At 37.8% G+C, this 24,681-nt stretch carries 11 protein-coding genes and 2 pseudogenes; 12 read left to right on the top strand and 1 reads right to left on the bottom strand.

From position 1 onward, the window contains the following. Position 1 precedes the first annotated feature (1 nt). Complete coding sequence (locus tag HMPREF9009_RS05570; protein WP_049701668.1) at positions 2–2,524, bottom strand: glutaminase family protein; 2,523 nt, start codon at positions 2,522–2,524, stop codon at positions 2–4. Between the two features lie 535 nt (positions 2,525–3,059). Here HMPREF9009_RS05570 and HMPREF9009_RS05565 point away from each other — a divergent pair. From HMPREF9009_RS05565 to HMPREF9009_RS05510, 12 genes and pseudogenes are all read left to right on the top strand, one after another. Continuing rightward, positions 3,060–4,343 (top strand): site-specific integrase, encoded by a 1,284-nt coding sequence (locus tag HMPREF9009_RS05565; RefSeq protein WP_008024175.1) that lies wholly within the window; start codon positions 3,060–3,062, stop codon positions 4,341–4,343. A gap of 713 nt (positions 4,344–5,056) precedes the next feature. Further along, a pseudogene (locus HMPREF9009_RS05560) lies at positions 5,057–5,668 on the top strand (glutaminase domain-containing protein); the annotation flags it as partial. Positions 5,669–5,735: 67 nt separating this feature from the next. Beyond that, entirely contained in the window at positions 5,736–7,538 is a 1,803-nt protein-coding gene (locus tag HMPREF9009_RS24805) for a family 43 glycosylhydrolase (protein ID WP_232313582.1), read from the top strand. 72 nt (positions 7,539–7,610) lie between these two features. Further along, positions 7,611–9,161 (top strand): IPT/TIG domain-containing protein, encoded by a 1,551-nt coding sequence (locus HMPREF9009_RS05550; RefSeq protein ID WP_008024170.1) that lies wholly within the window; start codon positions 7,611–7,613, stop codon positions 9,159–9,161. A 13-nt stretch (positions 9,162–9,174) separates the two neighbouring features. Then, on the top strand, positions 9,175–12,300 hold the full coding sequence (locus HMPREF9009_RS05545) for a SusC/RagA family TonB-linked outer membrane protein (RefSeq protein WP_008024168.1): 3,126 nt from the start codon (positions 9,175–9,177) through the stop codon (positions 12,298–12,300). A gap of 12 nt (positions 12,301–12,312) precedes the next feature. Continuing rightward, a complete protein-coding gene (locus tag HMPREF9009_RS05540; RefSeq protein ID WP_049702260.1) occupies positions 12,313–14,364 on the top strand; it encodes a RagB/SusD family nutrient uptake outer membrane protein in 2,052 nt (683 codons plus the stop codon). 17 nt (positions 14,365–14,381) lie between these two features. Next, the gene (locus HMPREF9009_RS05535) at positions 14,382–15,407 is read left to right on the top strand and encodes a DUF4973 domain-containing protein (RefSeq protein WP_008024164.1); all 1,026 of its coding nucleotides are present in this window, start codon (positions 14,382–14,384) and stop codon (positions 15,405–15,407) included. Positions 15,408–15,505: 98 nt separating this feature from the next. Beyond that, entirely contained in the window at positions 15,506–16,978 is a 1,473-nt protein-coding gene (locus HMPREF9009_RS05530) for a glycoside hydrolase family 76 protein (protein WP_049701666.1), read from the top strand. A gap of 362 nt (positions 16,979–17,340) precedes the next feature. Then, entirely contained in the window at positions 17,341–18,498 is a 1,158-nt protein-coding gene (locus HMPREF9009_RS05525) for an ATP-binding protein (RefSeq protein ID WP_049701665.1), read from the top strand. Between the two features lie 274 nt (positions 18,499–18,772). Next, positions 18,773–19,381: pseudogene (locus HMPREF9009_RS05520) on the top strand (glutaminase domain-containing protein); the annotation flags it as partial. A 243-nt stretch (positions 19,382–19,624) separates the two neighbouring features. Continuing rightward, a complete protein-coding gene (locus tag HMPREF9009_RS05515) occupies positions 19,625–22,777 on the top strand; it encodes a SusC/RagA family TonB-linked outer membrane protein (protein WP_049701663.1) in 3,153 nt (1,050 codons plus the stop codon). 21 nt (positions 22,778–22,798) lie between these two features. Next, positions 22,799–24,679, top strand: a complete 1,881-nt coding sequence (locus HMPREF9009_RS05510) for a RagB/SusD family nutrient uptake outer membrane protein (protein ID WP_004298172.1) — start codon at positions 22,799–22,801, stop codon at positions 24,677–24,679. Positions 24,680–24,681 lie beyond the last annotated feature (2 nt).

The raw sequence follows: 24,681 nt of genomic DNA, 5'->3' as shown, positions 1-24,681 counted from the left end.
ATTATTGATTATTCTGAACTTTATCCATTAACACTTTCATCCAGTATCCTCCGATCACCGAACGCGCTCTGAAGCCTACCCATTTACCGCTGTCGGTATGGTGCCAATCACTGATAGGCACACGTGACACGGTCTCGTTAATGTATTTATAGACAGGATCAGAGAACTTTTCAAAGGTTACTTGATCCGGAGACATAGCTGCCGTCCACATTATCCAGTCGGATTTTGTGTATTCTTTACGAGAGTCCAGAGGAAGCCCGTAAGGATTCTGCTTTGTCAAGTAATAGTTTATTTCTTTTCCGATTACATCGTTAGGAAATAAATTCAGGTTCCATAACTTATCCCAAACCATGTTATATTTTTGACTCCAAGTGTTCTTTCTGTCAAAAGCCAAACGGTAATGACTACCTTCATTTGCCATTTCTTCCCATTTCACCGCCATTTTCTTGGCTATAGCCGCATATTTGTCTGCTACATCATTTAATCCGAGCATCCGAGCCATTTCGCTGTATCCGGCCACTCCCATGATGGCTTTCACTGAAAGATTGGCATTATGAGCCCAATGTCCGGCGAAGTCATCCGTGCAAAGTTGGTTTTCCGGGTCCTGTCCATACTCTACTAAATAATTAGTCCATGTCGTCAAAATGTCCCAATATTTCTTAGCATAATCGGCATTACCTTCAATTTTTGAAATAGCTGCAGTTAGAATCACCATATTACCACTTTCTTCAATCGGCATGTCACCACCATAAACTTGTCCATTAGCTATTGGATAAGTGCCAAGGTCATGTGCTGCAAAAGGTTTATTCCAACGCCCACTTGCACTATATTCGAAAATGCTAGTCATCATGGCTTTTTCCAAATCTGGATTATAAACGAGGAACAAAGGGGCGGACGGATAGGTCAGATCGACTGTATTGATACAACCATTACTGTTATTCTCTTTAGAGAACCACATCAGGTTACCTTCTTTGTCTGTGAAAAGTTTATGGGCGGAAATCACTTGACGATATGAAGCAGAACATATTTCTGCATATTTTTTACCACCTGCTTTTTCTGCATCGCTATAAATAAGTTCATCAAGTGCACGACAACGCTCCATAATGGATTGATAGTTATCTCTTAGTTTTTCGAAAGCATCAAAAATCGTTACTTTACCATCATGTTTCCAATATCCCATACGTTTCTCATACATATATTCAATGGAATAAATGTCATCATAACCGATCATCAAGAAACCATCTTTACCATCTTTGGTAACAGTTCCAAAATTATGTACATAAGCCATTGCAGGAGTATTTTCTTCCCGACGAGTAATCCATTTGGTTTTACTTGAAGCTAAAGTTCCATTTTTAACAAAAGCTTCCTTCATTCCGCTATAGTCACCCAAACTTATAGATTTTCCTGCTCCATTTACACTACCAAGATATACATATCCCCAGTCAGCACAAATCAAATCACCTTTACGATCACATATCGGCTGGTTGATGGTGCCAGCTTCTACATAACTAATACCATTTTTCGATAATGTACGTGCAATAGTAGGCTGAGTAGTCTCATTCACTGCTAATACCGGAGTCGTTTCTATATAGAATTGTACATCATGCTCTTTTTTATCAAGAGGACGCACACGATAGGAGATGTAGTTAATCGGAGTTGACAACAAATCCAAGTCATCTATCAATTGAGGCGCTGTAAATACAACATCTAATTCGACAGGTCCGCAGGTGAATGTATAGTAACTGGAAGTGGCTAGTACATCTACCGATTTCTGTACAGCCTCATTTTCAAATGTTACTGCATTTTTCTTTTCACGATATAAACCAAAATCCACATAAGATCCTCCAGTTGTGTTATGACAATGCGCTGCAATCACATTTTTGCCATTACGAAGTTTTTTCTTGGCTTCATCTGAAAGTTTTAGGTTTACATTATTCTTCCATACGAGATCTGTAGCAACCAGTTTTTCTCCATTTAAATATAATTCGAATACATCGTCATGAGAATAAATAAGAAAAATATTCTCTGTTAAATCCAAATCATTTATTTCAAATGTACGTCGGATATAAATATCTGTATTATCTCCTTTCCACTCTGTGCGAACACGTGGCATATCACGGCTACCGAAAGCTGCTTTACCTTTTTTCCAACTACTATCATCAAACTGGAATTCTTGCCATCCATTTGCAGGTTGACTATTAGTATATGCAGCCTCCCAACGTTCCACATTTGTCATGGGAGCAATAGGTATTAGAGCTACTTGATCTTTACCTAGGAAACGATACACTTTACCATCTACGCGTAAAGCCCCTACTAATGGCTTCTTAGCTGTAGTCCAGTGTTCTGTACTTCCTTCCATTAATTTATCATAAGGAGACCAGATAGAGAAGTGAGGATCTGAAACAACGATAGGTACCGACGGAGTACGTAGCGCTACCTCTTTTACTGGTTTAAATAAGTTGCCGGTTTGAGCATTTGCGAATAAACCGACCGAAAAGGCCATTACTGTTAGTAGTTTCTTCATAAATATTTTCTAATTAATCTACAATTTTAAGGTTACCCATCTACAATCTTGTTTACCTATAAAGAAAAACAAACCCTACGTTTTCTTTTATTTCTCTTTTTACCTTCTTACTATTACCTTTTAAATGCAATCTTACCTTTCTTATCGCTATACCTAAATAATATATTAAAATCAGTACTGTCGAATATTTATAAATGCTAGAGGAAAAGTTTATATAGAATTGTGTGTTTCAGGTAGGACCCAGGAATCATACAAATCCATTTGTTTTTCCATAGCATTTTATTTGTAACGCTACAAAATAATGGAATTAATGCTAAAGATTAGGAAAATCTGTGTTCAAGAAAGGACAAAATCTATTCTTTTTTCATGTTTCGAATGTTTTTAAAGTGTAACATTAGTCTCCTACAGTGTGATTTGAGTAGTTTTTTTCCTTTTTGAGCAATATTTATCCACTTTTTTTAAGATAGTACAATGTTTTTGGAGGTTCTAGCTTTTAACGATGAGATATTGCTCATTTCGGATAGCTTTTGTAACTTTGCAATACGAAAGCAATACAGATTTTACTATCGCAAAATATACTCCATATATTAAACCTAGGTACGTCACTCGAGAAGGGACTACTGTCCTTTATGTTCGATATAACTACAATCGAACTAAGCGTACGCTCATCTCTACCGGATACAGTATTAAACCGGAACACTGGGATTCTAAAAAGAGATGGATTAAGCGCGCTTGTCCAAACTATGATGAGATTGATGCCTGCCTGATTAGAATAACGTCTAAGCTTGGAGAAATCCTTACATATGCTAAGATTAACGGAATAAGTCCAACCGTAGATTTTGTTTTACTTGAATTAAAAAAGAATAGAGAATATGAGTTACGTCCTAATCGGGTAGATATATTTGACGCATTAGAAAGATATATTACAGAAAAGGCTCCTGTTGTTTCTGCAGACCAAATAAAAGACTACCGAACACTTCGCAAACATCTGATTGCTTTCAAAGAACATTCATCGCAACCAATTACTTTTCATAACCTGAATCTTATATTTTATAATGAATTCATGGACTATTTATTTTATAAGGTTATAAAGCCCGATGGGAGTGTTGGCTTACTCACTAATTCTGCAGGAAAAATTGTACGTTTGTTAAAAGGGTTTGTTAATTATCAAATAGATAAAGGAGTTATTCCTCCAATTGACTTGAAGCATTTTAAGGTCGTAGAAGAAGAAACTGATGCTATTTATTTAAGTGAAAAGGAACTTTCAACAATACACGAGTTAGACTTGTCAGATGATAAGCAATTGGAAGAGATTAGAGATGTTTTTATTACTGGGTGTTTTACAGGACTACGATATAGTGATCTCTCAACATTAAGTCCCGAACATATTGACTTAGATAATGAGATTATAAATCTCAAACAGAGAAAAGTGCATAAAGCTGTCATAATCCCTATGATCGATTATGTACCGGAAATACTCAAGAAGTACAACTATGATTTACCTAAAATTCCTAGATATATATTCAACGAAAGGGTTAAAGAATTAGGGCGAAGGGCAAAACTAAAACAGAAGATCGAAGTTGTTCGCAAGAAAGGGAAAGAACGGGAAAAGAGAGTCTATGAAAAATGGGAGATGATCTCTTCTCATACTTGCCGACGATCGTTTTGCACAAATATGTATTTATCCGGCTTTCCTGCCGGAGAACTTATGCGCATATCCGGGCATAAGAGTCCATCTGCATTCATGAGATATATAAAGGTGGATAATCTACAGGCTGCAAAAAGACTAAAAGAACTTCGAGCTAAACTTGCCAGGTAAAGATTGAAAGATTTTATCTTAGTTATTTCAAATTATGTTCCATTTTTCATGTATGCAGAAGAATTAAGATTCTATTGAATTGCTAAATAGAAAAAAGAAAGTCACATTTACATCATATATATTCCTTTTATTGAATATATATAGCATAATTCTTTATAAATATGTACTTTTTCCTACTATCAAAAAGATGTTTTGATATAATGAAACAAGTCGTTGGTTTAAAAGGAACATCTCCTACCTTTAAAAGAAACTACTTATTGGTTTAAAATAAACCACACTATGGACTCCTGAATGGGGTTCTAACATCTACTTTCCTTATTACCTTAAGCTATCACACAATAACATTTCTCTGCAAAATAGCATAAAAAGATAGATAAATCATTCCAGAAGGCTTTATTTACGTCGAATTTATTCAACAAGAGCAATTATTCAATCTATTTGATTTTTAATATCTTAAAATGCTGCTAGTTTTTATGTCATAAAAGAAATTACATGGATAAATGGAAAAAGAGAGAGGAAAAATATTCATTTTTTCAGATTAGTCCATTTCTCATCTTAGACTACCACTACATTTATCCATTAACTTTTTATTTATTAAAAGTCTGCTCATAAGTTAGAATTTTGTACTTCATTTAATAGCCATAACAACACAAAGACAATACAGACCAAAGATAATTATCTGTATTTCAAATGATTAATAAATAGTAATTTAGTTTGGACAGGACCCAGAGAATCAACTTTGTACAGATGATTTTGCAGGCCATTGGGCCCACAATGCCAATCTTTCTGTAAAAGCTATCATGGGGGTAGCTGGATACAGCGAAATGGCTCGTATGCTCGGATTGAATGATGTAGCAGACAAATATGCTTTAATAGCCCAAGAAATGGCGATGAAATGGGAAAAAATGGCAAATGAAGGCGATCACTACCGTTTGGCTTTTGACCGTAAGAACACTTGGAGCCAAAAGTATAATATGGTGTGGGATAAGTTGTGGAATTTGAACCTATTCCCTAACAATGTAATCGAAAAAGAGCTCAATTATTACCTGACTAAACAGAATCTTTACGGACTTCCTTTGGATTCCCGCAAAGAATATACCAAATCCGATTGGATCATGTGGACGGCAGCTATGTCATCAGACAAAGAAACTTTCCAGAAATTTTCTGATCCTGTCTATAAATATATTAACGAGACAGTATCTCGTGTACCTATCAGTGACTGGCATCATACTGATAGTGGTAAGTGGGTTGGCTTCAGAGCACGCTCCGTGATTGGAGGATACTGGATGCAAGTGTTAATGAATAAATTAAGTGGTAGCAAGTAATTTTCTATTAGGGAGTGATATTATGTGTAACTTATCTACTGTATCAATTCTTCGATGGAATCTAGTAATGCTATTGAGCACACTATTCTGGTTTTCCTGTTCGACAAGCGATAATAATGAAGAGTCGAATGGAAAAGAAGGAGATGAGACTAATGTATCTGTGTATTTACAACAGAATGGATTCCAGAATTTGAATCTAGTGCCCGACCAGAATTTCGTTTCATACAATGTGCTTGTTTGCAAGAGTACCCTTTTGAATGGAGAGATATCTGTTCGATTGAAAACTTGGAGTGACAGTGAATTGAAAGCTTATAATTCTAACAATGGAACAAACTTTCAACTGCTTCCAGAAGATCTTTATCAGCTAGAGGAAATGTTAACACTGAAAGCGAATGAGAAACAAAAAAGTATAGAAATTCAATTTCATTCCTCTGAAATCTTCTCAAGATGGAAGAGGGAAAAAACTAATTATGTACTCCCTCTTCGGTTAGAAAGTGCATCGGTTAGCGCTCAAGAAAACAAAAGAAATTTACTTCTTACGATAGATGTCCAAGCAGCTATTGTCAAGTTGGAGAGTATTAGCGGAGAAATACTATTAAACCAAGAAAAAGTAGAAGTAGACATTAAATCTTATTATGATTTTAGTGGCACAAACCAGAGTACATTTCATTGTACGTTAAGTGTTGCACCAGAGGCTGTACAGTTGGTAAATGATTATAATGCAGCTCATGGAACATCTTATGAGCTGCTACCTGATGACTCGTATACTCTTGGTGGATTGACTTATTCTGCAGGGAATAATCAAGCTTCTACGAAATTAACTATTCAATCAACCAAACTACATCCTACGTACTATCTACTTCCTCTGTGTCTAACGAATGCTGATAGCGAAACAGTGTTAATAGATAAGTCTGTCCGGATATTGACATTAGTGCGTGGTTATTGCAATCCGATTATTGCTTTTAGCGCACCAGATCCTACAGTAATTCGTGCCCAAGATGGTTATTTCTATCTCTATGGAACAGAGAATACTCGAAATGTTCCTATTTATCGTTCCAAAGATTTGGTGAATTGGGAGTATAAGGGTACAGCTTTCACGGATGCTACTCGCCCCACTTGGGGTGGCGACCACAATATTTGGGCACCAGAGATACGTTATTTCAATAATCATTATGTGCTTTATTATTCATGGGCTATATGGGGAGATGAGTGGAGAAGTAATGTAGGAGTTGCTGTGTCAGACTCTCCTCTAGGACCATTTATAGACAAAGGGTGTTTGATCGACTCGAAAGTGATTGGGGTACAAAATTCTATTGACCAGTTCTTTTATGAAGACAATGGCAAAAAATATATGTTTTGGGGAAGTTTTCGGGGTATCTATGCTACAGAACTCACGGATAATGGTCTGGAAATAAAGAAAAAAACGGATGGAACCCCAGTCCTGAAGAAGCGTATTTGTGGAAATCGTTTTGAAGGGACCAACATATACAAACGTGGAGAATATTATTACTTGTTTGCTTCCATAGGAACTTGTTGTAATGGAGCAACCAGTACATATCAAACTGTGGTAGGGCGTTCAAAGAATGTGCTTGGACCTTATTTAGATAAGACAGGAAGGGATATGTTGTATGATTATTGTGAAATCATTATGAGTGGCAATGAAACCTGGGCAGGACCTGGACATAACTCCATTCTGGTTCAGGATGATGTAGGAACTGACTGGATCATCTACCACGGTTACAAGAAGAAAGAAGCCGAAAACGGAAGATATGTTTTAATGGATAAACTGATTTGGAGTAACGATGGATGGCCTTCCGTCAAGAGTAACGCACCTTCCATCTTGGAAGTGGCACCCTACTTTCAGAAATAAATATCCTATACAGAAAAACAAGTAACACTTATTGCTTATGCGATTTTATTAACATATTTAATCTAATTTATTATGAAACAAAAAGTAATGAAAGCCTGTTTGGGCATTTTATGGGCAATGTTTACATTGACCACTTTTCTATTACAGAGTTGCGATAATGGAAAAGAAGTCACTCCGGCTCAAGGAAGTGGTGGCAGTCCCTTTAATCCGCAGCTTCCTATTAGTGTCAAGGAAATCAGTCCGACTAATGGTGCTGCAGGTCAGAAGATTCTTATTTATGGAGAAAACTTCGGCAATGACCCGTCTCTGATAGAAGTCACTATCGGCGGACAGAAGGCGCCTGTGGTCAACGTACAATCAACTGTCATATATTGTATTGTACCAACGAAGGCTTATTCGGGTGAAATCCAAGTAACTATCAAACAAGGAGAAGAAATCTATTCAGCCGAGGTAGCCGAAGTTAAGTTTGAATATCAACGCCAAGTGGTGGTAAGTTCCTTGTGTGGTGCAACTAGTGAGCAAGGTTCCAATTCAGCAAAAGATGGTCCGTTTAATGATTGTGGCTCCATTACGAATCCCTGTTTTATGACTTGGGACCCGGAGGACCATAATTTGTTATATGATGCAGAAGACGCAGGAGACGCTGAAGGTGTAGGACAAGGTATTCGTTGTTTTGACTTCACAAACAAGCAGGTCTATACAATGATTCCCAAGAACTCATTTGTAGGCTCACAGCGTTGCCGAACCATTGATTTCTATAAAGATGACAATGGAAAATATCACATGATTGTAGGATTAGCGCAAGGAAATGTTAATAGTACGGCTGTTATGATGTTCGATCGAATTGAAGGAGGAACGAAGCCGTGTGGGTTCACGTGGGGCAATGGAAGGGTGATCGCACAGAACCAAGGATGCCAAGCTGCTGCAATACATCCTACTACTGGCGACCTCTACTTCTCCAATTACCAGAACAGTCTGCTTTATCGGGTAAAGAAATATGTTATAGAGGAATTTGCAACAGGAAAGAGAACAACCCCTGTCAGACCTGGTACAGCAGATGATGCCGCTCAAACAATATTAAAAGTGCAAGACAAAGAATGGGAGTTCAATATTATGATTCATCCAACTGGTAAATATGCTTATTTCATGGTCATCAATCGCAATTATATTCTTCGCTCAGATTTCAATGGGGAAACCTTTACCGCTCCCTATGTCATTGCAGGTGTTAATAGTAACAAAGACACTTATGTTTATCAGGATGGGGTCGGTAATCAGGCTCGATTCGGTAATCCCTACTCTGGTGTATTTGTAAAGAACCCAGAATATGCCGGAAATTCGGATGAATATGACTTCTATTTGACAGACAGGCATAATCATGCCATTCGTATCTTGTCTCCTTTGGGTCAAGTGACTACCTATGCCGGACGTGGTAGCGCTAGTTTGAATTCAAACCCATGGGGGTATGCAAATGGCCGCTTACGAGAAGATGCACGTTTTAACCGGCCTAAAGGAATTGCGTGGGATGAGCGTGATAATACGATATATGTGGGAGACGCCAACAACTATCGAATCAGAAAGATTGGCCTTGAAGAAGATGTGCCTGAAGAAGATATTAATGAATAAACACCGTATAAAAATGAAAAAAATAACAATTTTATGTATACTGTTGCTATGTGTAGTAACCGACACAATGGCTCAGAAAACTGTTACTGTATCGGGTATTGTTTCTGACAGTAATAAGGAACCGCTTATTGGTGTGAATATTATCGTCAAGGATGTTCCCGGATTAGGAGCCATTACTGATATCAACGGGAAATATACCATTAAAGTAGAACCTTATAACCGACTGGTCTTCTCATATATTGGATATAAGACACAAGAAGTATTGATTAAGGAACAGCGTTCGGTCAATATAAAAATGGAAGAAGATGTAGCTACTACTATTGATGAGGTTGTAATCACAGGTACCGGTGCACAACGTAAATTGGTACAAACCGGTGCCATCACTACAGTAGACATGGAACATCTGATGGCTAATCCGTCGTCTAGTGTTGTTAATGCTTTGGCAGGTAACGTTGCAGGTGTATTAGCCCGCCAGACTTCCGGTCAACCAGGACAAAATGTTTCAGAATTCTGGATTCGCGGTATTTCCACATTTGGAGCTGGAACCGGTGCTTATATTTTGGTAGATGGGTTCGAACGTAGCATGGATGAAATCAACATTGAGGATATTCAAGACTTTTCTATCTTGAAAGATGCTTCCGCTACTGCAATATACGGTTCTAAAGGAGCTAATGGCGTTGTATTGATTAACACTAAACATGGTAAATCCGGAAAAATCAAGATCGACATAAAGGCACAAACCACCTACAACATGCGCACTATTACACCTGAATTTGAAGACGGGATTTCGTATGCAAACCTATTGAATGAGTCACGAATTACACGCAATTATGAACCTGTATATCAACCGGAGGAACTGGAGATTCTAAAAAACGGATTAGACCCAGATCTCTATCCGAATGTGGATTGGATGGATTTATTGTTGAGGAAAGGCTCATGGCAACACCGCGTTAACCTGAATTTAAGCGGTGGTGGTTCTACTGCACGGTATTACGCCTCTATTAGTTACCTTGATGAAGAAGGCATGTACAACACTGATAAAGCGTTGAAAGACGATTACAACACTAATGCAAACTATCGTCGTTACAACTATCGTCTGAATACAGATATTGATATCACGAAAACTACACTATTAAAGTTAGGTGTATCCGGTTGGTTATCTAAGAGAAACAGTCCGGGACTGGGTGATGCAGATGTATGGGGTGAACTTTTTGGCTATACCGCCATTCGTACTCCTTTACTTTATTCCAACGGTCGTGTTCCGGCAGTAGGTACAGGCAACAAAACAAACCCATGGGTAGCAGCTACACAGACTGGATTCAATGAAAACTGGGAAAATGTGATTCAGACAAATATTACGTTGGAACAGAATTTGAAGTTTATCACCAAAGGTCTGAAATTTGTTGGACGCTTCGGCTATGATACCTATAATAACAATCACATCAATCGTCGTAAATGGCCTGAGCAATGGAGTGCCGAACGTTCACGCGATGAAAATGGAAATTTGGTATTCAAGAAAATTTCGGACAGTAGCAATATGCATCAAGAAAGTGGTTCTAGCGGTAACCGTCGTGAATTTTTAGATATGATGCTTAATTGGGAACGCGGTTTTAAGGCACATCATCTCAATGCTACGTTGAAATACACACAGGACTCGTACATCAAAACACAAGACTTAGGTGATGATCTGAAAAATGGTGTCAACAGACGTAATCAAGGATTGGCAGGGCGAATTGCGTATAACTGGAACTATCGATATTTCGTAGATTTCAACTTCGGCTATAATGGTTCGGAGAATTTCGCAAAAGGACATCGCTTCGGTTTCTTCCCAGCATACTCTTTAGCATGGAACATTGCAGAAGAATCATTTATCAAAAAGAATTGGAAATGGATGGGTATGTTCAAAGTGCGTTTCTCTTATGGTAAAGTAGGTAATGATAAGATTCGTCATAACAATGCAGATGTACGTTTCCCTTATCTGTACGCAATTGGCGAAGGCAATAGTTATGATTGGGCAAACTACGGTAGTTCTTATGGATTCACAGGATTAACTTACACAGAACTAGCTTCCGACCAAGTTAGTTGGGAAGTGGCAACGAAGAAAGACCTGGGAGTAGATTTGGCTTTGTTTGATGATAAATTCAAATTGACAGTTGATTACTTTGATGAAAGTCGTAGCGGAATTTTCATGCAACGCCAGTATTTGCCTGGCATGATTGGCCTGCAAGGAAAGAGTCCTTTTGCAAATGTCGGTAAAGTAAATTCCAAGGGATTCGATGGCAATTTCTCTTTCAAACAGAGGTTCAATCAGGTAAGTTTGACAGTACGTGGTAATATGACTTACAGCAAAAATGAGATTATTGAAAGAGACGAAGCTAACAATGTATATCCCTATCAAATGCAAAAGGGCTATCGAGTGAACCAGAATAAAGGATTGATTGCATTAGGACTGTTCAAGGATTACGATGATATTCGCAATAGTCCTACTCAAAAGTATGGTCCTGTAATGCCCGGTGATATTAAATACAAAGATGTAAATGGTGATGGTGTAGTGGATGACAACGATATTGTAGCAGTAGGAGCTACTAATCGTCCGAATCTGATTTATGGTCTTGGGCTTTCTGTTAAATGGAAAGGACTTGATGTCAATTTGCATTTTCAAGGCGCGGGCAAGTCGCAGTTTTTCTTGTCCGGGAAATGTATCAGAGCTTTCAGCGAAGGGCAATGGGGTAATATTATTAAAGGAACTTTGGACAATCGCTGGGTAGATGCGGATACTGCCGAGAAATTAGGTATTGCAGCCAACGAGGATCCCAATGCTACTTTCCCCCGCCTAAGTTACACGGACCAAGGAAATGGAAATACAACGATTTATGCTTATACTAATAACTACCGCAACTCTACTTACTGGTTGCGTGACGGTTCCTACGTACGTCTGAAAACGGTTGATATTGGCTACACACTTCCCAAAGCACTGGTTAACAAAATACATTTTAATAATGTACGTATTTTCTTGACTGGAACCAATTTACTTACATGGTCTAGTTTCAAACTCTGGGACCCGGAGATGGGTAGCAATAATGGAGAGAAATATCCATTGTCCAAATCCGTAACGTTAGGTTTGAGCGTTAACTTATAAATGATTAATGATATGAAAAAAATATATATACTATTAGTCGCAATTTTTGCGATCAGTTCCACTTCTTGTTCCGATTATTTGGATTCTGATTACATTTTTGAGGATAGAGAAACAATTGATAAAGTTTTTACCGACTATAAAAAAACAGAACAATGGTTGGCACAGGCGTATACCTATTTGTTGGGACAATGTTGTGATGTTGCAAGTAAACGTAATACACCTTTTGTGTTTGATGATTGCATGTATTATGGCGATGATGATGTTACAGTGGATGCAACCAAAGGCGGTGCTTTATCTTATAATAAATTCCGTGAAGGAGCATACGATGAAAACACTTTCCAAGATACTTGGAACCGTTGTTATAATGGTATTCGACAGGCTTCTATTTTCATCCAGTATGCAGATATGAGCATTGAGCATAGTGCGGAGGAAATCATTGACCTCAAAGCACAAGCCCGCTTTGTTCGTGCCTATTACTATTGGTTGTTACTCCGGAAGTATGGTCCTATTCCACTGGTTCCAGATGAGGGTTTTGATTACAATCAGTCATACGAAGATTTGGAACTTCCCCGCAATACATACGATGAATGTGTAGATTATATCGCTAAAGAGATGGTCTTGGCAGCACAGGGTTTACCTTTGAAAAGAGACCAGCTTTCCATTACCCGTCCTACTCGCGGTGCCGCCTTAGCTACCCGTGCTTTGGCAATGCTTTATGCTGCAAGTCCGCTAATGAATGGCAACGATGATGCGTATGCACAGCAAATGACCAACCGTGACGGGAAACGTTTATTAAATCCTGTATACGACAACAGTAAATGGGCTAAAGCAGCAGCTGCTTGCAAAGATGTAATGGGACTAGGCGTTTACCATATTTATACAGCCGATTTCCGGTCGACTCATTCTATTGCTTTTCCTGCTACCATCGCTCCTCCGATTCACCCGGAATATAGTTATAAAAATTTTCCCGAAGGTTGGCAGAATATTGATCCGTTCGAATCTTATCGTTCTCTATTCAACGGACAGGTAACTGCTATGGACAATCCGGAATTGATTTTTACTCGTGGAAAGAATATTTCCGGTGAACGCATCAAAGATATGGTCATTCATCAATTGCCCACTGTAGCTAAAGGATGGAATACGCACGGTGCCACCATGAAACAGGTAGATGCCTATTATATGAGCGATGGCACTGACTGTCCGGGAATGAACTCTGAATATGCAGGCACTCCAGCTTATCAAGGACGCATAGATAATCGCCCTCGCACAACTGGTTATACAACAAATAATACAGATCACAAACCGCTTCCAAATGGAGTATCTTTGCAATATGCTGAACGTGAACCACGTTTCTATGCGTCCATTGCTTATAACGGTATGTACTGGCATCTAGGTAATGAACCAGAAGTTCAGAATCAAGATCAACAAGTATTCTATTATCGCGGAGATGGAAATGGTTATGCAAATAGTATGTTCTGGTTGCGCACCGGCATTGGGGTAGCTAAGTATGTGCATCCTGATGACACCTATTATAATAGCGATGCAGCCAAGGTAAAAGATAAAGATGAACCAGCTATTCGATATGCTGATATCCTGCTGATGTATGCAGAAGCTTTGAATGAATTGACTGCTAGTTATGAAGTTCCTTCTTGGGATGGCTCCATCACTTACACAATCAGCCGCAACGTAGAAGATATGCGTACAGGTATAAAACCAATACGCATGCGTGCCGGGGTGCCCGATTATGATGCAGATACATATAGTAACCCGATTAAATTTCGCATCAAACTAAAACGCGAACGTCAGATTGAGCTCTTTGCTGAAGGAAAACGCTACTATGATCTTCGACGCTGGAAAGATGCGGAAGTAGAGGAAGCAATGCCTGTTTACGGTTGTTATACATTTATGAGTAATGCCAATAAAGACCTGTTCCACACACCGGTTCCTATATCAAATCTTTCTGCTACTTTCTCACCGAAAATGTATTTTTGGCCCATCAAGCACAGTGAACTGAAACGAAATAAACTTCTGACCCAAAACCCGGGATGGACCTACAATGATTAATCTAAAAAAACTAGAATATGAAACTGAAAAATATCTTATTATATCTGTTACCCATAGCCGGCTTATGTAGTTCGTGCAATGATGAATGGGAAAATGAACAGTTTACACATTATATATCATTTAAAGCTCCCATTAACAGTGATGGTGTGTCTCGAATCAATGTACGCTATAGATCTGGTAATGAAAAGACGACATTTCAGTTACCAATCATTGTGAGCGGATCTACCACCAATGAACGTAACATTACAGTACATGTTGGTTTGGATACAGATACCTTAAAAGTACTAAACCAAGAACGCTTCAATAATCGTACCGACTTGTACTATCAAGTATTGCCAAAAAAATTCTACTCTCATTCAGAAACGGTGCAGATCAATGCCGGGCAAGATGTAGCATTAATGCCTATCGACTTTTCAATGGAGGGCATCGACTTATCAGACAAATGGGTATTACCATTGACTATCGAAGAATCACCTGATGGAAACTATACCCCAAACTATCGAAAGCACTATCGGAAGGCATTGCTTCGTGTGATGCCATTCAATGATTATTCAGGAAATTATAGTGCTGTAAATTACAAAACATATTTGAATGGTTCAGAAACAGATGCACCATACGTGAAAAATTATGTCATGATGTATGTAGTTGACGATGAAACGTTATTCTTCTATGCAGGTTTATTTGATGAAACTCGTCAAGACAGGAAAGGGTATCGGATTAAAGCAAAATTCAACAATAATGGAACAGTAACGCTTTCTCCGGCAGATCCAAATAATAAAATGCAGTTTGCGCTCGGTAAAGATGATTTTAATAATGAGATCACTGCTTCTTACAGTATCACGGAGTCAATGGACGCTATCCGTCCCTACTTAATGCACCGAACCATTATTATCAATAATATCAACTATACGTTCAAAGACTATACAACGATTCCCGGTGTCGAAACTGAATTTCATGTAATGGGTTCGTTGACATTAGAACGTCAAATCAATACTCAAATTCCGGATGAAGACCAAGCTATCGAATGGGAAGAAGGAAATTAAAGGTTGGTCAAAGAATAAATAAACTATAAATGGGGATTGTAAATGCTATGGATATTTGTAAATATCCATAGCATTTCAGTCGTTTATTATTAATCGCAATGAATAAATATGTATTGTTTTTAATTTTTATATTTTCATGTATTGCCTGTGGGGAAACAAATGAACAGGATACCAATACAATAGAGGGTAGCACCGATACTTCGCAAATAACTATTACACCAGTGACGAATTTGAAGGCTAAGATTACACAAAATCCCAATGAACTTTATCTAACATGGACGAATCCGATTACTGTGACCAATATGCTAGGGGTAGAGATCTATTATAAGCAGAAAGGTTCCAATGACGAAAAAAGAGTGAATACGATTCAGAAAGGAGAAGGGTATTTACTCCGGTTGACATCCGCAGAGCCTTATTTCATATCTGTTGTTGTGGTGGATAACTACGGAAGAAAATCAGAAAGAGTTACCATTACTGCTATTCCATCGAATAAGGGAGTACCTTTGGCAGATAGTTGTACGTATGTACTTATTGAACAGTTTATGGATAAAACGAAAGGAACGTTTTGGGTATCCCCCCAAAATATATCTGGAAATTCGGCTAATACTTATATTTATTGGCAACAGGCTCATGCTATTGATGTGGTATTGTATTCTTATGAACGTATCAAAGATAATAATCCTATATTGGCTGCGACATATAAAGAATATTTTGAAAGATGGTTTCAAAATCATGGAAATAATTATCATCACGACAACAACGATCCTACAGGCTTTTCAAATCCATATACTGATGATATGTGTTGGATTGGTCTGACTTTATTGCGAATGTCAGAAGTGTTAGACGATAATAAGTTTGCCGATACAGCCAAGAGGTTGTATGACACTTACATTATTACACGAAAATGGACAGATGATAAAGGAACTGGACTTCCTTGGAATAATGAAAATAATTCTAATGGGCGAAGCCGGAATATATGTACCAATGCTCCCGGTGCTTTGATTGCTACCAAATTGTATAAGAAATACAACGAAGACAAGTATTTATCAGATGCTAAAATACTCCATAAATTTGCCTACGACAATAATTACTTAACATTGGGAGATGGTAGAATAGAGGAACCTCCTTTAACCTATACGCAAGGTACGTATGGAGAAGCAAGTAGGCAATTGTATCATATTACAAATGAAAAATATTATCTGACATGTGCAGAAAAAGTAATTAGCTATGTCACAACCAGTGATAGGTGCTTAACTAATGGCATTTTGCGTAATGAAGGTCCGTCTATGGACCAAAGCATCTTTAAAGCTGTTTTGATTCCTTATATAGTCAATTTGGCATTGGATGAAGCTGCTAATAGTACACTTAGGCAGAATCTGATTCTTTTCCTGCGAAAAAATGCAGAAACGTTGAGCGCAAACTTGACTCGTGGAACTTATCCGGAAATGTATTGTAACTATTATTGGGGATCCATATTTACTGGAAATATTGCTTCTATGGGCGCACAAGCAAGTGGAGCTTCTCTTTTGGAAGGTGTTCTCCGATTGAATACAGCACTAGAAAATAATTAGTCATAAGCATCACTGTTTAAAATGAAGCAATGCAACCTTAATTATTCATGCGAATCAGTTGTTGAATGTAAGTTCTTGTTTTTAAGAAATTCTTTGATGCTAAAATAGCTTTGATACGCTCCGTAGAACAGATAGAAGGTATATTATTGAATATAAGATAAATAATAAGCAGCTTGCCATTGTTTAAATCCAGCTCAATGACAGGCTGCTTAAATTATAATTACTTATAGTATGCTGCAGATATGATTATAAAAGATCTAATATAATCTAATATAAATAGAGAACTTTAAATTAAAAAACAGAGAAGTTTTGCAAATTCACTTTTAAAGATTAAATTTGCAAACAGTAAAATAAGAGCAGCAATGATAGAACGAATACTGAAATCCAAGCTAATTGAAATGGCAAATAAATATCCGATTGTTACATTGACAGGACCTAGACAATCTGGAAAATCAACATTATTGAGGAATTCCTTTCAGGACTATGAGTATGTGTCTTTGGAAGATCCTGATATGAGACTATTTGCTACAGATGATCCGAGAGGATTTCTTTCCACCTACCCGGATAAAACAATTATCGATGAAGTTCAAAGAGTTCCGTCACTTTTCTCTTATATCCAAACGCATACCGATAAAGAGAATAAAGAAGGTATGTATATGCTGGCCGGATCTCATAACTTCTTATTAATGGAAAGTGTGAATCAATCATTAGCTGGACGTACGGCAGTACTCAAGCTACTACCGTTTTCGCATTATGAAATGGAAAAAGGAGAAATATTGCCATCCAGTGTAAATGAAGAAGTTTTTAAGGGAGCTTATCCACGTATTTATGATAAAGCTATAAATCCGGATGATTATTATCCTTTCTATATACAAACATATGTAGAAAGAGATGTGAGATTATTACGTAATATTGGGGATCTAAGTAAATTTATTAAATTCCTCAAATTATGTGCAGGTCGCATAGGGCAATTATTAAATCTTTCATCATTAGCAAATGAATGTGGAATTTCTGTCACAGCAGCTACTAACTGGTTATCTATATTAGAAGCAAGTTATATCTGTTATTTACTGAAACCTGATTATAACAATTATGCCAAACGATTGGTAAAAACTCCTAAGTTATATTTTTATGATACAGGGCTAGCCTGTTCTTTACTTGACATACAAAATGCAGAACAAATAACTACTCATTTTTTACGTGGAGGATTGTTTGAAAATCTTGTCATCAATGAATTTGTAAAAGAATCCTATAATAGAGGTGTTGAACCGGGATTATCATTTTGGCGTGATAGTACTGGCAATGAGGTTGACTTATTAAGAATGGTTGGCGGGAAACAGTATGCCTATGAAATCAAATCAGGAGCAACTTATTCACCGGATTTCTTTAAAGGTATTTCAAAATGGGCTAAACTATCTAATACTCCAACGGAACAATGTTTCGCGATTTATAATGGAGATAAGGATATAAAAACATCTGTCGGTCAAGTGAATGGATGGAATCATTTTAGTCTGTTTTAAACCGCCACTAATATATCATGTCTTTATTCCATCTTATTTGATCCCTGAAACTACATTTGGGGATATATTATTTCTTTATCATGCATGAACTGTTGATATTTTATTCTAAAATTAGAATTTGTTGAAACAATCTGGGATACCCCAAATCCTAGAAATAAATCATTTTTATAGACTACAAAAACACTCGAAAAACCAACTAATTACAACACAGAAACAAGACATGTTAGCTATACATATCTGATAATAAACTAAATAACTAAAAAAAACTTAGTCTGGACAGGACCCGGAAAACCAACTTTGCACGGATGACTTCGCCGGACATTGGGCTCATAATGCCAATCTTTCCGTGAAAGCGATCATGGGAGTGGCCGGATACAGTGAAATTGCTCGGATGCTCGGATTGAATGATGTAGCAGACAAATATGCGGCTATAGCCAAGAAAATGGCGGTGAAATGGGAAGAAATGGCGAATGAGGGAGATCATTACCGTCTGGCTTTTGACCGTAAAGATACCTGGAGCCAAAAATACAATATGGTTTGGGATAAGTTGTGGAATCTGAATTTATTTCCTAATAATGTAATTGGAAAAGAGCTCAATTATTATCTAACAAAACAGAATCCTTATGGACTCCCTTTGGATTCTCGTAAAGAATACACAAAATCCGACTGGATCATGTGGACGGCAGCTATGTCATCAGATAAGGAAACTTTCCAGAAATTCTCTGATCCTGTCTATAAATATATCAATGAAACAGTCTCTCGTGTACCTATCAGCGACTGGCACCATACAGACAGCGGTAGATGGGTAGGCTTCAGAGCCCGTTCGGTGATCGGAGGATACTGGATGAAGGTATTAATGGATAAAGTTCAGAATAATCAATAAAGTTAGCACGACGTTTACTTCAAATTTATGCATATGAGATCTTTAAAGAATATTACTATAAAATCAAATTATCTCATTTTGCCCATAGCATTATTGTTCATCAATAATGCTATGGCAAAAAGTAGTTGAAATGACAAAGGCTTACAAAATATGGGCTAAACGCTGTATAGTAGAACCTTACCCAAAACAGAAAAAAAGAAATAAGAATGTTTTTTATACACACAACTTTTTAACGTTATTACTATGAAACATCAAAACTTGGAATTTAAGTGGATGTGTCTACTCTTTCTAGCTCTGCTACTCTCTCCTCCTCTACTTTGGGGACAGAATCATAGCATTAAAGGGCAAATTGTAGATGCAAAAAGTAATGAACCTTTAATAGGAGTAAATATTACTGTTGAAGGCACTTCGAATGGTACCATTTCTGACATAGATGGTCGGTTTACGCTATCTGTAGCTGCTAATGCCGTACTCAAAATCTCTTATATCGGCTATCAAGAAAAGAAAATCAAAGTGGATGATCTGAAAAAAGAGCCTATCATTTCTCTGGAAGAAGACAGCAAGCAACTAGAAGAAGTAGTGGTAGTAGGTTATGGTATTCAGAAAAAGGTATCAAGTGTAGGCGCCATTACCCAAACTAAAGGAGAAGAATTGTTGAAAGGAGGTAATATTACTTCTGTATCAGAAGCTTTACAAGGCAAACTAAATGGTTTGGTAGCTATCAATACGTCAGGCAAGCCTGGAGCAAGTGATACCAAAATGTACATTCGTGGTAAGGCTTCCTGGCAAAACTCTGACCCTTTAGTATTAGTGGATGGTATAGAAAGGGATATGAACGATGTTGACATGAATGAAATCGAGTCTATATCTATTCTAAAAGACGCTTCTGCTACAGCTGTATATGGGGTTCGAGGTGCAAATGGTGTAATATTGTTAACAACCAAACGCGGACAAGATAAGAAACCAAACATCAATTTTTCTACAAGCTTTGGTATTAAACAGACTACTGCAAATATGGAATGGGCAGATTATGTTACATCTATGAAAATGTATAATGAAGCTGTAGCTAATGACAACAACTGGAATCAACAAATTAAACAATCTGTCATCAATGCTTGGTCAAATGCTTTTGATACAGGCAACTACGGCCCTTATAATGATGTCTTTCCACAAGTAGACTGGTGGGATGAGTTGGTTAAACCAGGTTTTTCCCAACAATATAATGTGAATATCAGCGGAGGAACCAATTTCATGCGTTACTTCGCCTCCATCGGTTATCAAAATGACGGTGATATTTATGATTTACAGAAACAGGAGAATTTTGATCCAAGGAACTACTATCGCCGTTATAACTGGCGTTCAAATTTAGATTTTAATTTAACTAAAACGACTTCCTTATCAGTAAATATTGCAGGGAAAATGGGATACCGCAATGACAATTTTGCTGATGATGTGTACACTAGAATCATTGCGGCACCAACCAATTCCTTCCCGATAAAGTATAGTGATGGCTATTGGGGAGATGGATCTACTGCCGGCTATAATCCTGTTTGTAATATGAATACAAATGGATCACAACTGTATAAAACCTTTCAAGGATGGTATGATGTTCGTTTGGAACAAAAACTGGACTTTCTAACTAAAGGACTAAAAGCTGCCGCTAAAGTTTCATACACCTCTGCTTCCACTACTCGTTCTAGTATAAAGACTGGTGAAATTTGGGGTAACAATGATTTTGAATCCAGAAACAGTATTATTAAATACCATCGCGAATATGATTATTCTAATCCGACAGTCAATGCAGATGGTTCCCTCACTTACCCCATGATTTTGGAAAAACGATGGCCAAATGATGAGGATATTGAACTCCCTCCCAACGTTTCTTATGATAATTTGGATGGTTATAATCGTAAGTTATATTACGAATTCTCTGTGGAATATAATCGTTCATTCGGGAGTCATAATGTAACAGCGTTAGCTCTGATGAACCGTCAAGTATCTGATTCAAAAGATGATAAAGTTATCAAATTCCCAAGTTATCGTGAAGAATGGGTGGGACGTGTTACTTATAACTGGAAAGAACGTTATTTGGCAGAGATGAATATCTCTTATACAGGTTCGGAAAAATTTGCCCGAGGACAACGCTTCGGCCTGTTCCCTTCCTATTCTTTGGGATGGCGTGCTTCAGAAGAACCTTTTATAAAGAAACATGTTGGAGATGTGCTGACTAACCTAAAATTTAGATATTCATACGGAAAAGTCGGTAGTGATGCAGCTGCTGCACGTTGGAATTACATCCAATTATTTAATTCTTTAGGAAGTATTGAATTAGGAAATACACAAGGAGTCACACATAGCCCGCTCTATACAGAAGGAGATATTGCTAACTTGACTTCAACATGGGAAAAAGCGACTAAACATAACTTTGGAATAGAAATTGGCTTATGGAATAAGTTAGATTTAACTTTGGATTTATTTAAAGAGAATCGTAAAGATATTCTAATGACTCCACAAACCACATCTTCCATTGTAGGAGCTACTTTTAACGCTATCAACCGAGGAGAAACGAAAAATCATGGTTTAGAATTAGAGTTACGCTGGAATGACAAAATCGGACGTAATTTTAATTACTGGGGAGCTTTAACTTTTGCAGCCAGCGAAAACCGGATTGTCTATAAAGATGATCCTAGAAATGCGGATGAGCACTTGAAAGCTGCAGGTAAACCGATTGATTATCAAAACCGTTTTATTGCGGTCGGTAATTATGGTTCGATAGACGATGTGTTCAATTACGCACAAACAGCTATAAATGGTACTACAGCATCACAAGTAATTCCGGGAGACCTTATCTATATAGACTTCAATGGAGACGGGATAATCAACTCAAACGACAAGGTAGTTGTAGACGAATTGAATTACCCATTGACTACCATCGGATTTTCTTTCGGGTTCAATTGGAAAGGACTTAACTTCAGTGCAATGCTCTATTCGCCACGCAATATATATAAGTTACAGTTCGATCAATATCTGTGGGATTTTCCAGCTTCAAACATACGTGTTCAACCAAAATCCATGGAACGATGGACGCCGGAAACAGCTAATTCATCGGGTGTTATGCGACCTGCTACACACTTGAACAATACATACAACAAAGTGGAAAGTACTTATCGCTATTCCGACTATTCGTATATACGATTAAAGAACATGGAGATAGGATATACATTCCCTAAAAAATGGTTGAGTGAAGCCCATATCTCTAATCTTCAGGTTTACATGAACGGGAATAATTTACTAACCTTCTGGAAAGGGGACAAACGCGTGGACCCTGAAACAGGAGGTGTTGGCAGCTATCCGATTGTCCGTACTTACACTTTAGGACTAAGAGTTTCATTTTAATCATATTCAAAAGAAATAAAGATGAGAAAAGTATTATTATATATCTGTTCAGTTTTCATTCTTGGCGGGATGACAAGCTGTGAAGACTTCTTAGATAAAAGGGAAGATGTAGGATTGACAGAAGATGATATCTTTAGGGATTACTATTCCTTACGAGGTTTCTTAGACCAATCTTTCAACCAATTGGAAAATGTTATGGTGATGGATAATTGGGAAAATGGACGCGCATTTGTCGGTCTCTTTGCAGACGAAATGGCAACTACAGATAATTCATCTGCCGTTTTTACTTTACATTCCGGAAACTGGTTAAGTAATGCCAAATCAAATAAGACTTTCGAAATCGGTAATGCTGGAAGTACAGCTATATCTCGATCATATAAGGCGTTGCGTATCAATAACCGCATTATTAATGATATCGATAAGGCTCCTTTGACACCTGAACAAAAAAATGAGATTCTGGGACAAGCTTATTTCTATCGTTCTTGGTTCTACTTTCAGATAATCAAAAGATATGGGGGGATGCCTATTATTGACAAGGTCTTTGAAGGTGGAGATGATGATATTCCCCGTATGACCTACCATGAATCACACGACTGGATGATGGAAGATATACAAAAAGCAATCTACATGTTACCTGACAGTTGGGATGATCCAAACTATGGAAGACCCACAAAAATTGCAGCAATGGCACTTAAAGAATGGGCACAGTTGTTTGATGCAAGTCCATTGATGCAGAATGATTTAAATTCTACAGAAAACAAAGGCTATGACACGGAACGCGCAAAATCCGCAGCAAAATCAGCTTATGAAGTAATACGTTATATGGATGGAAGCAAGTCTGCCCCTTATCCCTATGGTTTGGCTAGTAAAGAAGAATATACGAATGTTTTCTATTTTAAATATCCACCTGTGCATCAACCGGAATACATTTGGGTCAAGCGACAATTTCCTAACGCTGCTAATCAAAACCAAAAACGCACTATCCGCACATTCTGGCAATATGAGGATCTTGCATTCGGTTCGGGACCAGATGGAAATTCCATGTGCTGCCCAAGTTTGAATATCGTCAACATGTTTGACAAGAAGGGAGCAGACGGTATTTATTACCCGATTGATGACCCACGAAGCGGCTATGCACTTGACTATGACCATAAACCATTTGAGGATCGTGATCCCCGTTTCTACAACAACATACTTTTACCTGGAACAACTTGGGGACATTACGCTGATGGACGTACCTATTACATTACAACCTACAAAGGAGGAGCAGCCTATCAGCACATGTTAACTCAAAAAGACTGCAACAAACGAATGTTCACAGGATTTATGTGTAAAAAGTTCATGTGGCCGGAATGCAATCAGTATCTTGAAAAGAACAATCCGAACTGTTGGTGGGACTATCGCTTCCTCACCATATATATCCGTGCTTCGCAAATTTATTTAGATTATGCAGAAGCGCTATTTGAGGGTTGTGGAAGTGCTACGGCAACTATTGAAGGATGTCCTATATCAGCTGCAGAAGCTATTAATATTCTTCGCAGACGAATTGGCTTAACAGATCTGCCATCAGATATTGTAGCCGATCCTGATAAATTCCGTGCAGCTTATCGCCGTGAGCGTGCCGTAGAATTAATGTTTGAAAATCATCGTTGGTGGGATATCCGCCGCTGGATGATCTTGGAAGAAACATTCAAGGATACTTATCCTATTAAAGGAGCATTATTCACACCACGAGAATCTAATCATGGAAGTATCACGGATAAGTCTACATTGACTTATGATTATGAACAAATCGATATAACTCCGGAAGTGCGTTCTTTTACAAAGAAGAATTACTGGTATCCTTTGCCTCAACATGACGTAGACGCATTGAATAATTTGCAACAAAACCCATATTGGTAATT

The sequence above is a fragment of the Bacteroides sp. 3_1_13 genome, from assembly GCF_001185845.1.
Lineage (GTDB): Bacteria > Bacteroidota > Bacteroidia > Bacteroidales > Bacteroidaceae > Bacteroides > Bacteroides xylanisolvens.
The sequence above is the reverse complement of the archived record's forward strand: the minus strand, read 5'-3'. Positions and strand labels throughout refer to the sequence as shown.